The organism is Tenacibaculum ovolyticum DSM 18103 (genome assembly GCF_000430545.1).
Classification (GTDB): domain Bacteria; phylum Bacteroidota; class Bacteroidia; order Flavobacteriales; family Flavobacteriaceae; genus Polaribacter; species Polaribacter ovolyticus.
In genome coordinates this window covers 758,244-780,937 of record NZ_KE387163.1, presented here as the reverse complement: position 1 = coordinate 780,937, position 22,694 = coordinate 758,244, and the positions used below count along the sequence as shown (strand labels likewise).

21 protein-coding genes are annotated in these 22,694 nt (G+C 30.5%); 9 read left to right on the top strand and 12 right to left on the bottom strand.

From position 1 onward, the window contains the following. Nucleotides 1-3 precede the first annotated feature (3 nt). The gene (locus H518_RS0113615) at nt 4-441 is read left to right on the top strand and encodes a MarR family winged helix-turn-helix transcriptional regulator (RefSeq protein WP_028889577.1); all 438 of its coding nucleotides are present in this window, start codon (nt 4-6) and stop codon (nt 439-441) included. An 89-nt stretch (nt 442-530) separates the two neighbouring features. Beyond that, nucleotides 531-1,403 carry a pirin family protein gene (locus H518_RS0113610; protein ID WP_028889576.1) on the top strand — a complete coding sequence of 291 codons (873 nt, stop codon included), beginning with the start codon at nt 531-533 and terminating at the stop codon, nt 1,401-1,403. Nucleotides 1,404-1,456: 53 nt separating this feature from the next. On the opposite strand, the gene H518_RS0113605 is transcribed toward H518_RS0113610, so the two are convergent. Continuing rightward, nucleotides 1,457-1,921, bottom strand: a complete 465-nt coding sequence (locus H518_RS0113605; RefSeq protein ID WP_028889575.1) for an Lrp/AsnC family transcriptional regulator — start codon at nt 1,919-1,921, stop codon at nt 1,457-1,459. A 156-nt stretch (nt 1,922-2,077) separates the two neighbouring features. On the opposite strand from H518_RS0113605, the gene H518_RS0113600 reads away from it, so the two are divergent. From H518_RS0113600 to ettA, 5 genes are all read left to right on the top strand, one after another. After that, complete coding sequence (locus H518_RS0113600) at nt 2,078-3,193, top strand: histidine decarboxylase (RefSeq protein ID WP_028889574.1); 1,116 nt, start codon at nt 2,078-2,080, stop codon at nt 3,191-3,193. Between the two features lie 183 nt (nt 3,194-3,376). Further along, a complete protein-coding gene (locus H518_RS0113595) occupies nt 3,377-5,401 on the top strand; it encodes an NADPH-dependent 2,4-dienoyl-CoA reductase (RefSeq protein ID WP_028889573.1) in 2,025 nt (674 codons plus the stop codon). Between the two features lie 102 nt (nt 5,402-5,503). Next, a complete protein-coding gene (gene lpxD / locus H518_RS0113590) occupies nt 5,504-6,490 on the top strand; it encodes a UDP-3-O-(3-hydroxymyristoyl)glucosamine N-acyltransferase (RefSeq protein ID WP_028889572.1) in 987 nt (328 codons plus the stop codon). Nucleotides 6,491-6,617: 127 nt separating this feature from the next. After that, nucleotides 6,618-6,794 carry a CAL67264 family membrane protein gene (locus tag H518_RS21305; protein ID WP_231891971.1) on the top strand — a complete coding sequence of 59 codons (177 nt, stop codon included), beginning with the start codon at nt 6,618-6,620 and terminating at the stop codon, nt 6,792-6,794. 20 nt (nt 6,795-6,814) lie between these two features. After that, on the top strand, nt 6,815-8,506 hold the full coding sequence (gene ettA / locus H518_RS0113580) for an energy-dependent translational throttle protein EttA (protein ID WP_028889571.1): 1,692 nt from the start codon (nt 6,815-6,817) through the stop codon (nt 8,504-8,506). A 351-nt stretch (nt 8,507-8,857) separates the two neighbouring features. On the opposite strand, the gene H518_RS21300 is transcribed toward ettA, so the two are convergent. The 10 genes from H518_RS21300 to H518_RS0113525 all read right to left on the bottom strand — a co-directional run bounded on the left by H518_RS21300 (nt 8,858) and on the right by H518_RS0113525 (nt 19,606). After that, the gene (locus tag H518_RS21300; RefSeq protein ID WP_169720519.1) at nt 8,858-9,028 is read right to left on the bottom strand and encodes a hypothetical protein; all 171 of its coding nucleotides are present in this window, start codon (nt 9,026-9,028) and stop codon (nt 8,858-8,860) included. Nucleotides 9,029-9,043: 15 nt separating this feature from the next. Further along, nucleotides 9,044-13,114 carry a M43 family zinc metalloprotease gene (locus H518_RS21235; protein WP_051263777.1) on the bottom strand — a complete coding sequence of 1,357 codons (4,071 nt, stop codon included), beginning with the start codon at nt 13,112-13,114 and terminating at the stop codon, nt 9,044-9,046. Nucleotides 13,115-13,656: 542 nt separating this feature from the next. Next, nucleotides 13,657-14,628, bottom strand: coding sequence for an XAC2610-related protein (locus H518_RS0113565; protein WP_162143113.1), 972 nt, complete (start codon nt 14,626-14,628; stop codon nt 13,657-13,659). Between the two features lie 537 nt (nt 14,629-15,165). Further along, entirely contained in the window at nt 15,166-15,936 is a 771-nt protein-coding gene (locus H518_RS0113560; protein ID WP_028889569.1) for an MBL fold metallo-hydrolase, read from the bottom strand. 63 nt (nt 15,937-15,999) lie between these two features. Beyond that, nucleotides 16,000-16,575, bottom strand: coding sequence for a Crp/Fnr family transcriptional regulator (locus H518_RS0113555; protein WP_028889568.1), 576 nt, complete (start codon nt 16,573-16,575; stop codon nt 16,000-16,002). Between the two features lie 52 nt (nt 16,576-16,627). Beyond that, entirely contained in the window at nt 16,628-17,434 is an 807-nt protein-coding gene (locus H518_RS0113550; RefSeq protein WP_028889567.1) for a VanW family protein, read from the bottom strand. Between the two features lie 46 nt (nt 17,435-17,480). Then, the gene (locus H518_RS19885) at nt 17,481-17,708 is read right to left on the bottom strand and encodes a hypothetical protein (RefSeq protein ID WP_043706932.1); all 228 of its coding nucleotides are present in this window, start codon (nt 17,706-17,708) and stop codon (nt 17,481-17,483) included. Between the two features lie 24 nt (nt 17,709-17,732). Then, nucleotides 17,733-18,332 carry a CDP-alcohol phosphatidyltransferase family protein gene (locus H518_RS0113540; protein ID WP_028889566.1) on the bottom strand — a complete coding sequence of 200 codons (600 nt, stop codon included), beginning with the start codon at nt 18,330-18,332 and terminating at the stop codon, nt 17,733-17,735. A 246-nt stretch (nt 18,333-18,578) separates the two neighbouring features. Then, nucleotides 18,579-18,887, bottom strand: a complete 309-nt coding sequence (locus H518_RS0113530; protein WP_028889564.1) for a DUF6787 family protein — start codon at nt 18,885-18,887, stop codon at nt 18,579-18,581. A 71-nt stretch (nt 18,888-18,958) separates the two neighbouring features. After that, nucleotides 18,959-19,606 (bottom strand): DUF937 domain-containing protein, encoded by a 648-nt coding sequence (locus tag H518_RS0113525; RefSeq protein ID WP_028889563.1) that lies wholly within the window; start codon nt 19,604-19,606, stop codon nt 18,959-18,961. A gap of 121 nt (nt 19,607-19,727) precedes the next feature. On the opposite strand from H518_RS0113525, the gene H518_RS0113520 reads away from it, so the two are divergent. Together H518_RS0113520 and H518_RS0113515 are read left to right on the top strand one after the other, a co-directional pair. After that, on the top strand, nt 19,728-21,053 hold the full coding sequence (locus tag H518_RS0113520) for a dicarboxylate/amino acid:cation symporter (protein ID WP_028889562.1): 1,326 nt from the start codon (nt 19,728-19,730) through the stop codon (nt 21,051-21,053). Nucleotides 21,054-21,146: 93 nt separating this feature from the next. Next, the gene (locus H518_RS0113515; RefSeq protein WP_028889561.1) at nt 21,147-21,986 is read left to right on the top strand and encodes a sulfurtransferase; all 840 of its coding nucleotides are present in this window, start codon (nt 21,147-21,149) and stop codon (nt 21,984-21,986) included. 90 nt (nt 21,987-22,076) lie between these two features. On the opposite strand, the gene H518_RS0113510 is transcribed toward H518_RS0113515, so the two are convergent. Continuing rightward, nucleotides 22,077-22,589: a DUF7935 family protein gene (locus H518_RS0113510; protein ID WP_028889560.1), complete on the bottom strand. Its 513-nt coding sequence runs from the start codon at nt 22,587-22,589 to the stop codon at nt 22,077-22,079. Between the last annotated feature and the right edge of the window lie 105 nt (nt 22,590-22,694).

Below are 22,694 nucleotides of genomic sequence, written 5' to 3'. Positions count from 1 at the left end.
AAGATGGGAGATATTTCTAAAGACATAAAGTCTAAGTTTAAAAATAACAAAGTAAAAGCATTAATCAATATAAAGTACACTGCAAATTGGTTAAGTAGTAACGAAAATGATTTTTTTAAACCCTACGGAATATCTCCACAACAATTTAATATTTTAAGAATTCTAAGAGGTGCAGGAGAAGCTATAAAAGTTCAAGTTATTAAAGATAGAATGATAGAGCGAGCACCAAATGCAACTCGCCTAATGGATAAACTATGTGACAAAGAGTTTATAGAAAGAATTCGAAGTGAACATGATAGAAGAGTTGTTTATATAAGTATATCAGAAAAAGGATTGAGCTTATTGGCTACGATTGATAAATCATTAGAATTAGATTTTTTAGAAAATTTAACTGAAAAAGAAGCTGGTCAATTAAGTGACTTATTAGATAAAATAAGGTAAATAGTTTCATAGAATTAGTATAAAAAAAAGAGAAAAAAAATTTACACAAATATATTCCTTGGAAAATATTTACTTTAAAACTATTATCAATGAAAAAACTAAAAACAATACAACGTAAAGTAGGAAGCCCATTAGTAAACATGGGACCAATAAAATTAAGACAGCCTTTACCTACGGAAGGTATCGAAAATGTAGATCCGTTTTTATTATTACACCATTATGGACCTTATGCAATTAGTCAATCTAATAATCCGTTTGATCTAGGACCACATCCGCATAGAGGGTTTGAACCAATTACATTATTATTTAAAGGAGAGCAATTACACCGAGATTCTTTAGGTAATGAAATGTTAGTAAAAGTAGGTGATGTACAATGGACAACAGCTGGTCGTGGAATTATACACGCAGAAGGACCATCAAAAGAATTTGTAGAAAAGGGTGGGGAATTAGAAGGAATTCAGCTGTGGCTAAACCTACCTGCAGAAAAAAAAATGATGCCTGCAAACTATCAACACGTAAAGAGTGAAGATATTCCGTTAATTCTAAATGAAGACAAAACAATTCAGCTTAAAATAATAGCAGGGAATCAAGCTAAAGAAGCGGGGTTAATTGAAACTCAAACTTCGGTAAATGTATTTACAATGAAAACTGAAGTTAAAGGTGAAATGTTTGTAGATATTCCGAAACATCATAAATCTTTAGTTTATTTATTAGAAGGTGAGGTTACTATAAACAATCAAGCTACATTAAAAAAAGGAGCAGCACAAATGGTAACTTTTAACGAAGATGATGGTGAAACTATTCAAATAGAAGCAAAAAAAGAAAGTGTTTTATTAATACTTTCAGGTGCCCCAATTAAAGAAAAAATTGCGCAATACGGTCCGTATGTAATGAATACGCAAACCGAAATTATTGAAGCAATGCGTGATTTTCAACAAGGTAAAATGGGATATTTATATTAGTTTAATTTATAGTTTTGATATTTCATAAAACCTCTAAAATATTTTTAGAGGTTTTATTTTACAGTAATTTTAGTCTCATTTTTTAGTTGTCGTATTACAAATGAGCTTTGAATATTTGAAATAATTTTAAGCTGAGACATTTTATGTAAGATGAAGTACTCATATTCTTTAATATCTTTTACAATTACTTTTAATAAAAAGTCGTAACCACCGGCTATATATGAAACATCCATAACTTCATCTAAAGAGTTAATATACTTTTCAAATTCTTTAAATGCTGCATCTTGATGCTTCAATAAAGTAATTTGGCAATATACAATCAAACTTCGGTCTATTAATTCAGGATCAACAATGGCAACATATTTTTTAATAATACCATTAGCTTCAATTTTTTTAATGCGTTCATGTGTTGGAGTAATTGATAAATTTACTTTTTGAGAAAGTTGCTTTATTGATTGTTTTCCGTCAGTTTGAAGCTCGTTTATTAGCTGTAAATCGATAATATCTAATTGTTGCATAGTATATATTTCTGTTTCTGATTAATTACAATAAAAGTAAAGTATATTTTTCTTTTATATCTATTTTTAAAAGTAAAATATTTCAAAATTTTACTTTTGTCAAGTTTTATTTAATTGATTTTTATCTTTGTGTCGGAAAAATAAACAACGCGAGATATGAATGAAATAGATCAGATATATAATAGAATTAGTGAGAATACAAATACTTTTTTAGGGTATCCGTTGGCGAAAGATTTTTCATATAAAGAATTTGCTCCTTTTTTAGATTTGTGTATCAACAATGTAGGTGATCCTGAGTCAGATTCAACTTTAGCAATAGATACTAAAGATCAAGAAAGAGAATGTATTTCTTTTTTTGCAGATATACTTTCTTCTAATACGAAAGAAACATGGGGATATGTAACAAATGGGGGGACTGAAGGAAACTTGTATGGTTTATATCTTGCTAGAGAAAGTTACCCTGATGCAGTTGTTTATTATAGTGAATCAACACATTATAGTGTAAAGAAGAATTTACATTTATTAAATATAAATAATATTGTAGTTAGAAGTCAAGATAATGGTGAAATGGATTATGATGATTTAGAGCAGATATTAATGTTGCGTAGAGATAAACCAGCTATTTTCTTTTTGAATATTGGTACTACTATGACTGAGGCTGTAGATAAGCTTGATGAAGTTAAAAGAATAATTAAGAAGTACGCAATTAAAGATTATTATATACATTGTGATGCCGCATTTTTAGGAACTATAGCACCATTTGTAACGCCTAAACCAAAGTTTGATTTTGCAGAGGGTGTAGATAGTATTGCAATATCTGGTCATAAGTTTATAGGAGGGCCAATACCTTGTGGAATTGTAATGGTTAAGAGAAAACACAGAGATCGTATAGCAAATTCTGTATCTTATGTAGGTACTTTAGATACTACTATTACTGGATCACGTAATGGATTAACACCTTTGTTTTTATGGGCTTTTATTAAAAAACATGGAAAAGAAGGTTTAAAAAATAGAGTAAAAGAATCACAAGAATTGGCTGCATATTTAGAAGTAGAACTTAATAAAATAGGAGTAAAAGCCTGGAGAAATAATGAAGCTTTAACTGTTGTATTAGAAAAACCTTCTAAAGAAATATGTAAAAAATACCAATTAGCCTCAGAAGAAAATATTGCACATGTAATTTGCATGCCAGGTATTAAAAAGGAACAGCTAAATATTTTTTTAGAAGATCTTAAAAAAGAAGTGGAAGAAAACTTAGTTGCTTTGGTTTAAAAAAACATCTTATAGATTTATTACTTTCTGTATTTATTCTAAAGATATTATTACCGTTAAGTAGACGTTTTTTCTAAATTTAATCAAACTCAAGTATTTTATTAAAATACTTGAGTTTTTTGTTTTCTAAAAAATTGTATATTGCAAAGTATTATGCATGCATAGTAAATTTAATTAGAGCTTATGAAGTACAAACATATTTTTGAACCACTAGATTTGGGTTTTACAACATTAAAAAATCGAATTTTAATGGGGTCTATGCACACGGGGTTAGAAGAAGAGAAAAATGGAACAGAAAGAATAGCGGAGTATTATTCTGAACGCGCTAGAGGTGGAGTAGGATTGATTATTACTGGTGGGATTTCACCAAATATTCAAGGTTGGACAGCTCCATTCTCTGCAAGAATGAGTACGAAAAAACATGCTAGAGAGCATAAAGTAATTACAGATGCAGTACATGAAGCAGGAGGTAAAATTTGTATGCAAATTTTACATTCTGGTCGTTATGGTTATCATCCAGTAACAGTTGCTCCATCAAAAATACAAGCGCCAATTAATCCATTTAAACCATTTGCATTAAAACAATCAGGTATTCGTAGAACTGTAAAAGATTTTGTGAACTGTGCTAAATTATCAAAAGAAGCAGGTTATGATGGGGTTGAAATTATGGGTTCTGAAGGTTATTTAATTAATCAATTTATAGTAAAAAGAACAAATAAAAGAACTGATAATTATGGCGGAAGTTATGAAAATAGAATTCGTTTAGCAGTAGAGTTAGTTCAGAAAATACGTGAAGCTGTAGGTGAAAATTTTATAATCATCTATCGATTATCAATGTTAGATTTGGTTGAACAGGGAAGCTCATGGGAAGAAGTAGTACAGTTAGGAAAAGAAATTGAAAAAGCAGGAGCTACCATTATTAATACAGGTATTGGTTGGCATGAAGCACGAATACCTACGATTGCAACATCAGTGCCTAGAGCAGCATTTACTTGGGTGACACAAAAAATGAAAGAAGAATTATCAATTCCGTTAGTAACTTCTAATAGAATTAATATGCCAGAGACAGCAGAGAAAGTATTAGCTGAAGGGCATGCAGATATGATTTCGATGGCGCGTCCATTTTTAGCAGATCCAGAATGGGTAAATAAGGCAGAAGAAGAACGTGATGATGAAATAAACACATGTATTGCATGTAATCAGGCATGTTTAGATCATGCTTTTCAAAAGAAAGTAGCAAGTTGTTTGGTAAACCCAAGAGCTTGCCATGAAACAGAATTGAATTACTTACCTACTAATAATAAGAAAAAGATAGCAGTTGTTGGTGCTGGACCAGCAGGTTTGGTTGCTGCAACGATAGCAGCGCAAAGAGGTCATGAAGTTACTTTGTTTGATGCTGAAAGCGAAATAGGAGGTCAGTTTAATATTGCAAAACAAATACCAGGTAAAGAAGAGTTCTACGAAACAATTAGGTATTATAATAAGCAGATAGCGCTTCATAATGTAAACTTAAAATTAAATACAAGAGTTTCTGCAGACGATTTAGTTAACGAGAAATTTGATGAGGTTGTATTAGCAACAGGTATAATACCAAGAACCCCGAGAATAGAAGGTGTAGATCACAGTAAAGTATTAAGTTACATAGATGTTGTTAAGCATAAAAAACCAGTAGGAAAGCGTGTAGCTGTTATTGGTGGAGGAGCAATAGGCTTTGATATTTCAGAGTATTTAGCGCATGAAGGTGAAAGTACTTCTCAAAATATAGATGCTTGGTTACAAGAATGGGGAATTGATAAAACAATGAAAGCCCGAGCAGGTATTGAGAATATGAAAGCAGATATTCATCCATCACCAAGAGAAATTTTTATGTTTAAACGAAGTAAAGGTAAATTTGGTAGTAAGTTAGGTAAAACTACAGGTTGGATTCATCGTTCTGTTTTAAAAAAGAAAAAAGTAAATTTTATAAGTGAAGTACAGTACACTAAAATAGATGATGAAGGTTTACATTACGTTCAAAATGAAGAGCATAAAATATTAGCTGTAGATAATATAGTTTTATGTGCGGGGCAAGTTCCTTTTAAAGAATTATTAGAACCTTTAGAAGCTAAAGGAATAAAAACACATGTAATTGGTGGTGCAGATGTAGCTGCAGAGTTAGATGCTAAAAGAGCTATTAACCAAGGTAGTAGGTTGGCGGCTAGCTTGTAAATTTGAATTAATTATTTAATAAAAAAAATCCTGTATGTTACAGGATTTTTTTTGTTAAATAATTAAACACTATTTTTAGCAAACTAACCACTAGAAATCAACATGAAATCATTTACAATAAAAGAAATTAATTCACTAGTTAATGGAGAATTGATAGGAGATTGTTCTGAGAAAATTACTGCTCCAGAACAGATTGAAAAGGCAAAAAAAGGTGAAATTACTTTTATTGGCAATAAGAAATTTACACGTTTATGGGAAAAGTCTAATGCAAGTGCTGCCATCATAGATAATAAATTAGATATTCAACCAGGAGAAAATAAAGCGTTTATAAAAGTTGCGAATGCAGATTTAGCGATGGCTACTTTATTAGAAGCCTTTCAGCCTGAAGCACCATATATTGAAATCGCTATTCACCCAACAGCAGTAATTGATAGTTCTGTTAAATTAGGTGAAAAATGTACAATAGGTGCAAATAGCTATATCGGAAAAAACGTAGTTATAGGAAACGGAGTAGTTATATACCCAAATGTTTCAATTTTTGATGATTCTATAATTGGAGATAATACTGTTATTTGGTCTGGAACTGTAATAAGGGAGCGAAGTGAAATAGGAAAAAACTGTATTTTTCATGCAAATGTGAGTATTGGTGCAGATGGATTTGGATATAGGCCAAGTGAACAAGGATTAACAAAAATTCCGCATATAGGAAATGTTATAATAGGTAATCAAGTTGAAATCGGAGCAAGTTCATGTGTAGATAGAGGAAAATTTAGCGCTACTATTTTAGGAGATGGATGTAAAATTGATAATTTGGTACAGATAGGACATAATTCTGTACTAGGTAGGTTTTGTATTATGGCCGGAAATAGTGGGTTAGCAGGTTCAGTTACTTTAGGTGATGGTGTTATTATTGGAGGAAGTGCTTCTATTAAAGATCATACAACGATTCATTCTGGAGCAAAAGTAGGAGCAGGATCGGGTGTTATTGCAGACGTGCCAGCAGGAAAGACAGTAGTAGGCTACCCAGCAACAGATGCTCGTGAAATGATGAAACAATGGGTTACCTTGCGTAAGTTAGCTAGAAAATAAAAAGTAAATGATATATTTAAAATCTCACTAAAAGTGAGATTTTTTTATGCAATTTTTTTAAATAGAAATTATAAAATAAATACGATATTTGTAGTTCACATTTTTTATAAAAAAGTAAATCATGGCAATGAATAAAAACACGGTTCTAGGTTGGGCTACATTTATAATGATTTTAATAGGTCTTTTATTAATATGTTTAGGAGCTTTTAGATATAATGAGGTAGCAGGTTATGGGTTTGCAGCAGTTGGACTAGGTTTTTTTGCGAATGCCTGGGTGTTTAATGCCTTAAAAGGACGAGTTTAATTAATAAAATATAAAATAAAATGTCAGACGATAAGAAAGTCATTTTTTCAATGAATAAGGTCTCTAAGACCTTTCAAAGTACAAATAAGCAAGTTTTAAAAGATATTTATTTAAGTTTCTTTTATGGAGCTAAAATTGGTATCCTTGGTCTTAATGGATCAGGTAAATCTACTTTATTAAAAATTATTGCAGGAGTAGAAAAGAACTTTCAGGGAGATGTTACATTTTCTCCAGGTTATAAAGTTGGATACCTAGAGCAAGAACCAAAATTAGATGATACTAAAACGGTTATAGAAATTGTAAAAGAAGGAGTTGCTGAAACTGTAGCTATCTTAGAGGAATACAATAAAATCAACGATATGTTTGGTTTAGAAGAAGTGTATTCTGATGCTGATAAGATGGATAAGTTAATGGCACAACAAGCAGAGCTTCAAGATAAAATTGATGCTTCTAATGCTTGGGAACTTGATACTAAGCTTGAAATAGCCATGGATGCATTGCGTACTCCAGATGGTGATACGCAAATTAAAAACTTATCAGGAGGGGAAAGAAGAAGAGTTGCTTTATGTAGATTGTTGTTACAAGAACCAGAAATATTATTATTAGATGAACCTACCAATCACTTGGATGCAGAATCTGTACACTGGTTAGAGCATCATTTAGCTCAATATAAAGGAACCGTAATTGCAGTAACGCACGATAGATATTTCTTAGATAATGTTGCTGGTTGGATTTTAGAGTTAGATAGAGGAGAAGGAATTCCTTGGAAAGGAAACTATTCTTCTTGGTTAGATCAAAAGTCAAACAGATTAGCACAAGAAAGTAAAACAGCATCTAAGCGTCAAAAAACGTTAGAACGAGAATTAGAATGGGTTCGTCAAGGAGCAAAAGGCCGTCAAACAAAGCAGAAGGCACGTTTGAAGAACTATGAAAAATTGATGAGTCAAGATCAAAAACAAACTGATGAGAAATTAGAAATTTATATTCCTAATGGACCACGTTTAGGAACTAATGTAATTGAGGCTACTGGAGTTTCGAAAGCATTTGGAGATAAATTATTATATGATAATTTAGAATTCAACTTACCACAAGCTGGAATTGTTGGAATTATCGGTCCCAATGGAGCTGGTAAGACAACTATTTTTAAAATGATTATGGGTGAAGAAACTCCTGATAATGGTAGTTTTAAAGTAGGAGAAACAGCTAAGATAGCTTATGTTGATCAGGCACACTCTAATATTGATCAAGATAAATCTATTTGGGAAAATTTTTCTGAAGGACAAGATTTAGTAATGATGGGAGGAAAACAAGTAAATTCTCGTGCTTACTTAAGTCGTTTTAATTTTGGAGGAAGTGAACAAAATAAAAAAGTTTCTACACTTTCTGGAGGTGAACGTAACCGATTGCATTTAGCAATGACCTTAAAAGAAGAAGGAAATGTTTTATTATTAGATGAACCAACGAATGATTTAGATGTAAATACATTAAGAGCATTAGAAGAAGGTTTAGAAAACTTTGCAGGTTGTGCGGTTGTTATTAGTCACGATAGATGGTTTTTAGATCGAATTTGTACACACATTTTAGCTTTTGAAGGAAATAGTGAAGTTTATTTCTTTGAAGGAGGTTTTTCTGAATATGAAGAGAATAAGAAGAAACGTTTAGGTGGAGATTTAATGCCAAAACGAATTAAGTACAGAAAGCTAATTAGATAAATTAGTTATTACTTATTATTATAAAACAAAACTCGAAGCTAGCATACTTCGAGTTTTTCTTTCTTTTTCACTTAACAATTCTCCCACCAATTTAAACTGTTTTGTAAATAGTTCATCATAGTTTGTAGTTTATGTTAAAGCTTTGTTAAATCCAATAATCGTGCCGAAATCTTAATTTTGTAATTCTTTTTGATTATTAGTGCTTTTTGTACTGTTTTCAGGAGTCTTTAAAAGAAACTTTTCATTTAATATGTGAAATTTTTCTTCTTGTTTTAGTTTTAATACAACAAAAAAACTCCAAGAACTTAAGTTCTTGGAGCTAAATTAAAGTTTATGGTAAATGTATTTTAATTAAAAGCCATTACCTGGTGCTTCGGGGCTAGATGCTTGTGCTTTTTGTGGGTTTAACACAAGGTAAGTACCAATAGCTGTTAAAGCAGCGTATTTTCCATATTTACTCATTTTTTTTAAAGCTTCACCACGAGTTATATTTGTGTCTTTAGATATATTTTGTTTTTTCATCTTAAAATTCTTTTCTTAATTACTTAAAATAACTTTTTTGTTAATCTTTTTTCCTTCACTTGTTACATTTACAATATAAATTCCAGAAGAAATTTCAGGTAAGTTTATTGTTGTAACTCCGTTAGATTTAAAGGCTTTAACCATAACCGTTTTACCAATTGCAGAGTAGATTTTAATTAAGTTATTTTTAGCTTGTAACCCTTTAATAGTTAATTGGTTTTTTGCAGACTGGTACACAGATACGTTACTTAATATATGTGTGTTATTGTTAACTTTATTAGAAGTTGTGTGTATAAAGAATTGACCAGGGGTATTCGTTTTTTTCTTTAGGGATACACTATATTTTTCTTTAGATAAGTTAATGAATTTGTTATTTAATTTATCTTCTATATAAACTTGCGTATCACTAGGTAAATTAAACGATTCAGCAGAAAAGACAATTGTTTGATTTGTGTTTACTTCTAAACCAACAGGAACAACAGTTGTTTCTAGGTTTTCTTTAGGTAAAGATTGAATAGCATATTCTTTATTGTTCTCTTTGTTAACTAATTGAGAATAAAAATTAAAGTTGCTTTTAATTCCTTTAAAGGCACTACCATCATAACCATTATCAAAGCCAGTGGTAGCTCCTTCTATATAGTATAGTTTAGTTGTTTTGGTTGCACCGTCACTAGATGTAGCTATTATGTTAATTTGAGTTTTAGAATTGGCTTGTCTTTGAAAGTTACCTGAAACATGAGATTGATTAGCTTTATCAAAAGTCACATTAGAGTTTGCACTTGCACTAATAAAGAAGCCTTGTCCTGGGGCTATTTGGAAGGCATCATCAATACCAGCTAATTTTAAATCATAACTATTAGTAGCTTGATTCCATATCCAAGCTGTAGCTTCAGATACAACCGTGTTTAAAGGGTTAGCGTTAAAAAAATCACCTAAGTTAATGTAAGAAGTATAAGGGTTTCCTACAAGGTTGTAGTTGTTTGTATTTATTGTAACAGGATAGGTTACAGTAGTTGAATTAGTAGTTCCTGTAAATTTTAGGTCAGCTGCTAAATTAAGTTTAACAGAATACCCTTTCCCTGAAGTAATGGTTCCCAAAGTGTTTGCGTTTTGGTAGTTCCAAGCTGTTCCATCATTTTTGTAAGGAGCTAAGCCAATATTATTACCCGTTCCTAAAGCAAAAACGTTGTTATCTAATAAGTTGGTTATAGTCTCATTTTTTAAGGGTGAACTTACCAGGTACCAATTATTAGTAGCTAAATTTCTATTGTAAGTAACAGTAGCGGTTAATTCGCTATTTGTAATTAATGAAGCTCCAGATTCAATAATAACAGTACTAACTGTAGTTGGTGAATTGATTGTTGGAAACATGCTAGCATTTGCTGGTATTATAACTTCACTAGTACTTGTAGGTACGGTATTTGTACTCCAGTTAGCAGGGTTATTCCAACTAGTATCATTAGCCCCTGTCCATGTGATAGCGTTAGGTAGTGTTGTGCTACCTGCAACAATAGGGCTTTCAGGTTTGTTGTAGAAAGCATATTCATTCACTGTATATCCTGTTCCGTTAGCGGCTACAGTAACTTTTAACCATCCATATACAGTTTTACCTTTGTATTGAGATTCAAAACCTATATAGCCAGTTCTATTGCTCCAGTCAGTATGAGTTGAAGTGTATAAATCTAATTGATCAGGGTATGCTTCAGGGGCAGTAAAGTTACTAGCTGATGAAATTAATTCTCCATTTTCTAATAGTGTAATGTTTCTAGTAGTGGCATTTGTAACTAATTTTTTACCGTATGTTTCTACTTTTAAATGATTAGCACCAAAATACCATGCACCATAGTCATAATATGCGCCATCTAGCTCGGGGATACTAAACCAGTCCCATGTAGAAGCACTATCTACAGATTCATTAAGTGTTCCTGTAATTATGGTGTAAGGATCAATAAAATTAATGTCAACGCTATTAGTATGGTTAATAATATTAGCAAAACCATTGTTAAAAGCAGGTGTATTAAAAGTTACGTTATAAGAAGTGTTGTTTGCTTCAGTATGATTTGTAGCTGTACCAACAATTACTAATTTAACTTGTGTACTGTTTACATAAGTAACTTTAATACTGTAATTATTAGGTGTTGTAGTGGTAAAATCTACACCATTAATAAATGTTTTATTGTTGAATTGAGCTGAACCAGAAATATTAATTTCTGTAGTAAAGTTAATGTTACCATTATTACTTGCACTTTCAGAGGCGGTATTAGATGTTAAAAGTAGTTGAGCTGCATTAGGGTCAATTAATGTTTGACCAGCTGTAATGTCACCGTTTGGCTTCGTAGAAAAAGCATATTCATAAACAGTTATAGTTTCTCCGTCAGCAGAAACACTAGCTTTCATCCATCCGTTAATAATTTCACCATTGTGATTTGTAGTAAAACCGATGTAACCAGTTTTTCCTTCCCAGACGGTATACCCGTCATGTCTAATATCTAATTGGCCAGGATAGTCTTCTGGGGCGGTAAAGTTACTAGCTGTAGATATAAGATCTCCTTGTTCTAAAAGGGTAATATCTCTTGTGCCAGTATTTGTAACTAATTTTTTACCATAAGTTTCAATTTTTAAATGTTTGGTTACATATACCCAAGTACCATAAGTATTATCTCCATTAATAAGAGTTAAGTTGAGGTTATCCCATGCAGCTCCTGTTGTAGCTGAAATATCGGTAATGTTTTCATAAATAATTTCAAAAGGATCATAAAACTTAAAGTCTAAACCTATTGATGAACAAGCCAAGTTAGCTCCTCCAGCAAAAGCAGTTGCGTTAAAAATTATGTTTTTGGTTTCGTTATTAGCACTTAAATGACTAGTTGCTGTACCTGTTATAGTTAATGTAGCGGTAGTTAAAGAGTTTATTTGCAGTGTTGAAGTTAACCCTTGAGGTAAAGTTAAAGTATAATCTGTGTTTTCAGTAAGTGAACCTGAATCCGCTGAAAAATTAACATTATCAAGAGTAATAGCTATTGCTTGATTAAAACTACCATTATTATTAATTAATTCTTTAATAGTATTGTTGTTAACAGCTAAAGAACCTCCTGTATTGTTAACCCCAGTATCTATTAAATTTTGAGGTGTCCATAATGTTTTACGAGCATCGTGTTGTAAAGCTGCTAACATACGGTCTGTTTGTCCTTTTGTAAACATTCTATAACAACCATTTGCAGCGCCATTGTACCCCATGTAATTTTCGTAGTTAATGAAATTTCCTTCACAGTTCTGAATAGGTTCGCATACGCTACCAACAACGCTTTGATCTTCTGCTGGAGTATCGTCAACTTCGTCGTTAGGATATGTACATCCGCCATCAAAAGTATGGATTAGGTTTAAAAAGTGACCAAATTCATGTGTTAATACAGAAGCAAATTCATTACCAGTATTTCCATGTAAGTAAGCACCATTGTATACAACTCTAGCAATGCCATTGTCAGACATAGAAGTATTTGGATACCATGCAACTCCCGAGTTAGTGGTGCTTCCATCTGCATATAGGTCATTTTGAATATATACATTCATGTATTTATAGTTGTTCCATGCATCAGCTGCAACAGCACTATTAGACCCAGTACCACCATAACCAGATTTCTCATCATAATAAATAACACCACTAGTACAGTTTCCGTTTGGGTCTAGTTGTGCTAATTTAAATTCGATATTTAAAGTACTTTTTATAGGATTAAATAAAGGGTCGACATCTGCAAAATCAGCATTTAAACCTTGAAAATCTTCATTTAATTTTTGTAAAGCTACCTTAATTTTATCTGTGGTAATACTATAGCCGTTGTGTGTTTCACCGTATACATGAAAAACGACAGGTATGGTGTAAGTACTAGCTAGTTTACTTTTTTGTTTTTTAGATATTTTTCTTGAATAGTTGTTGAACTCAACATATTCTTTTCTCGCTTCAGGATGATTTTTAAAATAAATTTCATTCTGAATACTAGCTTTACAAGCGTGTTTTGATTGTGAGTAGGTTTTGGACTGTAAAACAGAAACCAAAACAAGTAGAACAATAGTAAAATTATTTCTCATTAAAGTGTTTTTTAAATTAATTAATAGACAATTCCCCGTTAAAACTGTGTTAATTTCCCGTAAACATACCTTTAATTGTTTTATTTTGATTGTTTTGGTGTTGTTGTTGGTAATATTGTATATGTATCTGTTTATTTTTTAATTTTATTTTAAAAAATTATGATAAAATGTGATTATATGGTAAAATTTGTTTTGGTTTTTTTGTTGTTGAGGTAGATAGGTAATGAAAAATATTTTCTATGTTCTTTTGTGTAGTATTAAAGTGAGTTGTTTATTGATGTGTGTTGAGAGAGAAAATTACTTGAAACTTGCTTGTATGGTTTTGTTTTTTAGTTAGATAAGAATTCGTGTAATTATAAGTAATGGTAGTTTTAGTTTGTGGGTCGAAACAGTATCACTTTAACTAAATAGGTTGTTTTGGTGAAAAGGGGAGAAATTTGTTGAAAATAAATGCTTCTTCGGAGTGAAGAATATTGATGATTAGCGTAACTGTTAATCGAATAAGTTTATCTTAAGTCTATATTTTTTTACTCTTATGAAGTTTATTCATTTACTACATTATAGAGCTTTATTTTCTTTACATTTTTTAAGTTACCTGTTAAAGAGTTTGTATCACCTTTTAAGTCATAGGTTCTTCCGTTTATTTCTACGATTATTCCTACCTTAATTATTTTGTTTTGAAGGAGAGTGTTGTATATTTTATAAGTAGCTCCATTGTTATTGAAGGTTAGCTTATCTTCAGTTTTATTAATTTTAAAATCTGATTTTTTTAAACTCAATTCTATCGGGTATGAAAATTCAATTGTTTTATTAGGTTTAATTAATGCGTAATATAGCATTCGATTATTTACACTAAACAATAGAACTTGTTTTTGATTCTTTATAAGTTTAAATGATGTTATTTTAGTAATTTCTTCTTCTTCTAGATTAATGTATTTTGTAATTTCTACACTTTTTTTATTCCCATCCCATGTTGTTTTGGTTCTTTTTCTAAAAGGAGATATAGAAATTGAACCTTCTTCTATATTGTTGAAAATGGGGTCTTCTTTAACTATTAAAAAGGGCTTAGGGCTGTTATTAATTATTTTAAAATAAGTGTCTGTGAATCTACAACATCCACTTTTCATCATAGTGTGAATAGTTTTATTTTTGTAATTAGGTTTAAACATTCCACAATATTCTTGTGCTAATCGAGTAAATTCAGGACTATGTTTTAAGCCTTGTTTTGTTTCTAAGTAAATTTGATATGTTGGGCTACCGTAACAACTATATGTTCCATCGAGTATGGCTAAATCATTTATTCCATCAAAATTAAAATCTTGGTATATTATAATATTTTGATCAGGATAAGGCAGCTTTAAAGCATTTGTTGTTATAGCATTACGTTTATCTATGTTAACATGCAGAGCGTTTGATTTAATTTCTATAACCTTCTTGTTGGTTTTTAGATCAATAATTGTAGTTTTCCCCTTTTTTATAATTTCATCTTTAAGGCTTTTTTCAAGCGTTATCATTCCCTTATACTTGTCAGAAAAACTACTTATTATAAAATTGGTTTGACTAAATGTATTAATGGTTGTAATGCTAATAATAAAAAACAATAATATTCTTAACTTTTTACTTTCTTTCGAGTAATGATTAGTGAAAAGAGTATGGAGAAATAAATAGGTGTTTTGGTTTATTAATTTTTTAAGTGTACTTCTTTTTTCTTTCATAGCGATTAACTCTTGCCCTTAGCAATAGTACAAATATACGTAGACCTTTTAGTTAAGTGTAAATAAGTATTGTTTTATGTTTTATGTTTTATGTTTTTACGAAGTAAAATTGAAAGAATAAAAGCGAAGTAAATGTGCCCTTGAGTATTGATTGCTATATTTTTTTTAAAATAACTTTAGAGGAGAGGTAAAATTAATACTAAAAGTATTGGTTAGAGTTACTTTGTAGAAAAATGGTTGTTTAAAAGAATAAGCTCAAAATACTGTAATGTATTATTTTGAGCCTATAGTGTGTTATTTTGCGAAATTAAGTAGTTTTTATTTTAACTGTATTTTTTAGCTTATTTCGAGTATCTCACCATCTTCAGGAATTGAAACTTTATTTATTAGTTGATGTTGTGTTAGTATTTTTTTTAACTCTTTTCGAGTTAATGGACAATGGTTTATAGATTCCATATGATTAGCTATAACTTTTCCTTGTGTGTTTTTTGTAAACTTTAGGATATCATCAATATTCATAATAAGTTGTTTAAATAAATCGAATTGTGCAGTTCCGCAAGCTAAGACATTAATGTCGGGTTTATATTTTTTTAGAACTTTGTCAACTGATTCTGTGTAAATCGTATCAGAACTAAGGTAAATAGATTTTTGATTGGGTAGTTTTATGTAGAAGCCAATTACATTTCCCATTGTTTTGGCAACAAAGCCATAACCATGTTTTGCTGGAATACCTTCAATGGTTCCTCCTAGGAATTTTTGTTTTTCCCAGTACTTTAGAGACTGAGTAACGTGTAAGCCTCTTTTTATAAAAGCCTTTTCATCTTTAATACTGCAAGTAATAGGAATGTTATTTTTTATTAAAAATTTAACCCCTGCTTTATCAATATGATCTGGGTGTTGGTGTGTAATTATGCAGTGTGTAACTCTATTTAATATAGGGGTTATGTTTTTAGGTAAAGAAACAATCGGGTTTTTTCTTGCTTTATGTCTAAATAATGTAAAAGAAGGCATTATACCTATGTCTCCTAGCATTGGATCGATTAAAATTACATCTTTTTCTGTTTCAAGAATCATAGTTGCATTTCTAATGTGATGAATTTTTAACATTTTGTATGTGTTTTAAATTTATACAAAAGTCTAGTATAGCATGGTTATTTCCATTGATTCAAATCAAGAAGTACGTTTTCTAATACGGCTTAATGTTTCAGGGGTTATGTTTAAGTATGAGGCGATGTGGTATTGTGGAATTGATTGAAGCCATTCTGGTTTATAGATGAATAACTCGTTGTATAACTCTTCTGGTGTTTTAGTAACCCGATTAAACTCTAGCATTTCTTTTTGTTTTAGTAGTTTTTGAAATGATGCATCAATAAAAGATTTACCGCATTGGTATTTTTCTAATAAATCAAAAAAAGGATTTCTATCAATGCATAAAACTTCAACAGAAGAAAGACATTCCTGATTTTTGTTAGTGTTAGAATTCTGGCTAAACGTTAGCAAGTCGGAAATAAATTGTGGTTTTATGTAAAAATTAATATTTACTTCTTTTTCTTGATTAGAGTAGTATTCTCTTACTATTCCTTTATTTAGAAATCGAAGTTGCTTTTCTTTGCTTTGAGCTTGAATTAATAAACTTCCTTTTTTGTGTTTTATAACCTTAATTAGTGAAAATAGTTCTTCTATTCCATCTTGATTTAATGAATATTCAGTTTTAAAAAAATTAGAGAGTTTGGAAAAATTTGTCATTTTTTAGTTTCTAGATAGTCTTTTTTAGTTATAGGTTTACGTAATGATTACTTTATTTATTTTTAAGAAATGGATTATACATCATAATAGCGTGGTTTTCGACAATAATTTTTTCTGTTTCAGAATTTTCTGTTGAAATTACTTTAATAATTTGATTGTGTCTTGAGTATCCACCCCAAGATTGCTGCTTTATTTGATGGTTTCTTTCCTCAATTTTATAAGATTCATTTAACTTTTCTTTTGATAATAGTTCTCCATACAAATGTGTTTTATCCATCCATAAATTAATAACAAAATGATTCTTTGTTTCATTTTTTATTTGAAGATCAATGTAGTTATATGATAAAGTTGCTCCAGCACCAAATGGGACTTTTCTGTTTACGTCAGGAAAAACATCAAATCCATGTCTGTATCTTTCTTTAATGGTTAAAGGGCTGTGTGCAAAAATCCAAAAAAGTAAATTACCCAGTTGGCAAAGTCCACCACCAATATCTTTGTCAATTTTCCCGCTTTTTAAAATTAATCCCTCTAGGTAACCTTTTCTTTTAGTAGGACGCCCGACTAATTTCCAGAGTGAAAAATACTCATTTGGTTTAATTTCAATCCCATTTAAATGTTTTATTGCAATTTCAAGATTTGTTCTTTTGTTTTCTTGAAGATACATATCTACATCTTTAAGAGGTCTTAAAATAAGTGATTTATGTTTAAATACTGTGTGTTTAAGATTGCTATTATTAATATGTTTTGAGTATTTCTTAGATGAGAAAAACCAATTCAGTTTTCGTCTTAATACAAAATATTCTTTTCCTAAAAAAAGCCTTAAGGTTCCTCTTTTAATTGGTTTTTCAATTTCGTTCACGTTGTTATTATGTTAATAGGTTAGTACAAGAAAAAAAGATTTTTTTTTATTTTCGTAGCTCTTTTTCAGACATTTTTGAATTGTATGTTTTTCCGTCTTTGTTAAAACTCCAAATATTTGAAATCTCTCGGAGTTTAGGTAAAATAGTTTTAACAGAATTTACTTTTTGTTTAGTGGTTCTACGTAATTTTCGGTTTGCACCTTGCTTGTTTTCTTTTTCTGATTTTGCAGTTGTATTTCCGTGTATTTTATTCTTCTTTCTTGAGCGACTCATTCTTTTGTTTTTGAATAGCTTAATTTATCCGTTTAAATATTTATTCTTTCTAAAATTAATATTTTTTCTTATTAAATATGCGTGATAGGCACTTGGTATATCATGAGTCCACTTAGGTAAAATTAGTATTATTAGAATTACATCGATATGCGAAATTAAGCCCGTTATTACTGCGCTATAAAATGGTATTCCAGCATGGTTGAATCCAATTAAAGAGGTGAAAGAGATTAGTAGCGTAATTCCCCAGAGTTTGGAAAGAAAAGCATGAGTGCAAGTTTCTTTTTTAAATTTTATAAAGCTTATTACGTAGCAAGCTAATTCCATTCCGAGAATTGTCCAAATAACAATTGAATTATCAGCGATCAATTTAGGGTATAATATCCAGGTAGCAAGCCCAATAGATAGCCAAAATACCATATCTGTTTGACTGTCCATTCGTCTTAGTTTAGGAGAGGAAATATTCTGTTTTCTAGCAATTACTCCATCTAAGATGTCCGAAATCAACCCTAAATACATTAGGATTACAATAATTATTTTGGCATTTTCTCCGATAAAATATGCTAGCATTAAAATTATTGGTGCTAATAATAATCGAAATAAAATTAATGAGGTAGGTAGATTCATTCTAATTTTCACAAGCTCTTTTTGTTGTGTAAATTACTTTATTTCTTTTGTTAATTAAAATAAAAGAGATAAAAAAGAAGTATTGCTGTTGTTTATGGGGGAGTAAATTTAAAAATAAGATAGGAGGTTATGTATGGAATGTCCACAATTTAAAATGTGGTTTTTCGCCAAAAAAACTATTCTTTATAAAGAAAGTAATGAGAGAGAGAATAAATAAAAATTATTTCACTTTAGAAAAAATGGTATTTATTTACCTTTAAAAAGAAACCCTAATCCCATACGACCTAAAAATTTCTTTTCAAAAGCCCAAAAGAATTTAAATTGGCCAAATAACCAACCAACTAAAGGTAGTGTAGTTTGGTAAATAGGAAAAATAAGTAAAATACGCAAAGGCCAGTATATCCAAGGAGAAGTGGTTTCTGGAGAAAGTCCAACAAAAGCAGTAATAGGTTTTGCAACCCAAGAAGCAAATGAACCGTTAATAGAAAATACGATTAATACCGCAATTACATCCCAAGTAGTATTTAAACCCCAACGTTGTTTTAATTTTTCCATGGCGGCAAAAATAGTCAAAAGAAAAAGGGCAAACAAATGTTTACCCTTTTTGATATAATAAAATGTGAAATTTATTTTTTTCCGAAAATACCACCTAATAATCCGCCTAATAGTCCGCCACCAGATTTCTGTTGACCACTACCTCCTAAAACCATACCAGCAACATCATCAACAATACTTCCGTCACCATCAGCATCTAAAATTTGTTCTAAAAAGCTTTGTTCTTTTTGTGCAGAATTCCCGCCTAATAAACCGCCTAATAAACCACCTAAATCACTAGAATTACCTACATTGTTTTGACGAGATTGTTTTCCTAAAACTCCCATTAAAATAGGAGCAGCAGTTTTTAAAATACTAGCTACAGCACCAGAATCCATACCAGATTTTTGACCAATTACTTGCTCAACACCTTGTTGTTTGTTTCCTAAAACATGCTTTAAAATATTACCACCGTCTTGTAAAACGTTATCATTTACACCTCCTTTAAACAAGTCTCCTAAATTATCTAAAATTCCACCATCATGTTTGTTTAAAGCACCCATTAAACCTTCAGCACCTTCAGGTGTTGCTGAGTTACGTTGCATCGCTTTCATTAAAACAGGTAAAGCCATTGTTAAAACACTACTTGTTTTGTTGCTATCTTGTCCTGTTGATCCTGCTACTCCAGATATGATCGATTTACCTAAGTCGCTGTTTAATAAGTCTAAAATTCCTGCCATTTTTTCGTTTTAATAAGATTAGTAATTAGTTCTATAGTAATTATGACACAAGTTACGTATTAATGGTCACATTTTAAATATTTATTTTATCTTACACCTTTTAAAAAATAATATAGATTACATGAAGAAATTAGCATTGCACTGGCGTATTTTAATTGGAATGGTTTTAGGAATCTTATTTGGATTTTTAGCATTGCAATTTGGCTGGGATAATTTTATTGAAGATTGGATAAAGCCATTAGGAACTATTTTTGTGAAATTATTAAAATTAATAGCAGTACCATTAATTGTAGCTTCTTTAATTAAAGGGATTTCTGATTTAAAAGATATTTCTAAATTTAAAAATATAGGTGTAAGAACCATGTTAATCTATATAGGAACAACAGTAATTGCTATTACGATTGGTTTAGTGTTGGTAAATGTAATTCAACCAGGAGACGGAATTTCGCAAGAAACAGTTGAGAAATTAACAAATACCTATGCTAAAAGTTCTAGCATAACAGCTAAAATTACTGAAGCAACAAGGCAACAAAGTGTCGGGCCTTTACAATTTGTGGTAGATATGGTGCCAGATAACGCTGTAAGTGCGATGAGTAATAATAAAGCAATGTTACAGGTGATTTTCTTTACTATTTTTTTAGGAATTTCAATGTTGCTAATTGGAGAGAAAAAAGCGAAACCACTAAAGAAATTTTTTGATTCATTAAATGAGGCTATTTTAAAAATGGTAGACCTTATAATGTTAATCTCTCCGTATGCAGTATTTGCTTTGTTAGCAAATGTTGTCGTAACATCAGGAGACCCTGATATTTTATTAGCTTTATTAAAATACGCAGGAGTAGTTGTTTTAGGTTTGCTAGTTATGATTGTTTTTTATTCAATTTTAATAAGTGTTTATACGAAGAAAAATCCATTATGGGTTTTAAAACAATTAAGTCCTGCACAGTTATTAGCTTTTTCTACAAGTTCGAGTGCGGCAACATTACCTGTTACTATGGAGAGAGTAGAGGAACATATTGGTGTAGATAAAGAAGTGTCGAGTTTCGTATTACCAGTAGGTGCAACTATAAATATGGATGGAACAAGTTTGTACCAAGCAGTAGCGGCAGTATTTGTAATGCAAGTTTTATGGCCGGAAGGGTTAGGATTTGCAAATCAATTATCAATTGTTTTAACAGCTTTGTTGGCTTCTATTGGTAGTGCAGCTGTTCCTGGAGCAGGTATGGTTATGTTGGTAATCGTATTAGAATCTATAGGTTTTCCAAAAGATTTATATCCGGTAGCATTGGCGTTAATTTTTGCAGTAGATAGGCCTTTAGATATGTTACGTACAACAATTAATGTAACAGGAGATGCAACAGTATCTATGATTGTTGCAAAATCAGTAGGTAAATTACATGATCCTAAACCTAAAAATTGGGATGATAATTACGATGAAGTAAAATAAAAAACATCTTAATATATAAAATTAAAAAGCATCAATGTATAAATAATCATTGATGCTTTTTTTAGATAAAAATGAATTATTAAAAGAAAGTAAATGAAACTTAAAGTTCCAGGTCCATTAGTTACTGTTAATTGGGTGTATGAAAATTTTAGTGCCGAAAATTTAATCGTTTTAGACGCAACTATTGCTAAAGTAGGAAGTTCTGAAAATGATAAAAAAGAAAAGAGACAGATACTAAATGCAGTATTCTTTGATTTAAAAAATGTTTTTTTAGATTCAAAAGGAGTGTTTCCAAATACAATTCCGAATGAAAGTCATTTTGAAGAAAAAGTAAGAGATTTAGGAATAAATAATGATAGCTGTATTGTTGTTTATGACGATATAGGTGTGTATTCATCAGCAAGAGCTTGGTGGTTATTTAAAGTTTTTGGTTTTAAAAATGTCGCGGTTTTAAATGGAGGGTTGCCTAAATGGCAAGAGTTAGGTTTTTTAACAGAAGAAATCAAAAAAATAAAAATAAAGAAAGGTGACTTTAATGCGAATTTAGATTTAGGAAAAGTAAGTGATGTTAGAGAAGTGTTGAAAGCTTCAAATGATAAGAAATGTATTTTAGATGCACGTTCGAAAGCACGATTTAATGCAACAGTAGCAGAGCCAAGAAAAGATTTAAGAGGTGGGCATATTCCGAATTCAAAAAGTTTGCCATACACAGAGTTGCAAGTAAATGGAGAAATGAAAGTTGTTAAAGAGCTTACGGCTATTTTTTTATCATTAAACCCTAAAGGAGAAAAAGTTGTTTTTTCTTGCGGGTCAGGCATTACAGCTTGTATTTTAGCTTTAGGTAATGAAGTTGCAGGAAATGAAAATTATACAGTGTTTGATGGTTCTTGGACCGAGTGGGCTAGTAATTTAGAATTACCAATTGAAAAATAATGAGTTTAGATTGGTAAATAAAAAATAACCTTCTTCTTTGCAAAAGAAGAAGGTTATTTAGAATGTTGTTTTTTATTAAAATCTACATTATTATATTAATTTTTTAACGGCTTGTTTTAAATAAGCAATAGATGTTTGTGTTGGGTTTTCGCTTTGAGAATAATCAATTAACACCATTTCGCGTAAATCTTTTGCAGTTTCAGCAGTTTCAGCTGTTTTTCTAAGTTTAGAAATAATTGTTAATTTAGCAGCTATAATTGCTTTCCAACTATCTTCAGATACATATAATTGCTGTACCATGTTATGCTCATATTCTTGCTCGATATTGGCAATTAATAGTTGTAAATAATTGCTAGTATCATCACCAATAGGATTTACTCTAAGTAATAATTTTGTGGGATTAATACGTTCGCAAAATAAAAGTAAACGTTCGTAAGCTTGCAATTTTACTGGTAAACTCTCACGTTTTTTATTAACTAAAGCTTCAAACTTTTTTTCGTTATTATCTTGCTTAATAAAAGCACCTAATATAAAATATGCAACACCACCTGTAACTAAAGCAGGTAATATATATGCTAAACTTTCAATAATTTTACTTTCCATAATGCGAATATACAAGTCCTATTAAAATTGCCAATCTGAAAATTTAAAAAAATTTAAAAAAAATATATTTAGTTAATTTATAAATTTAATACTAGAGAGGTGATT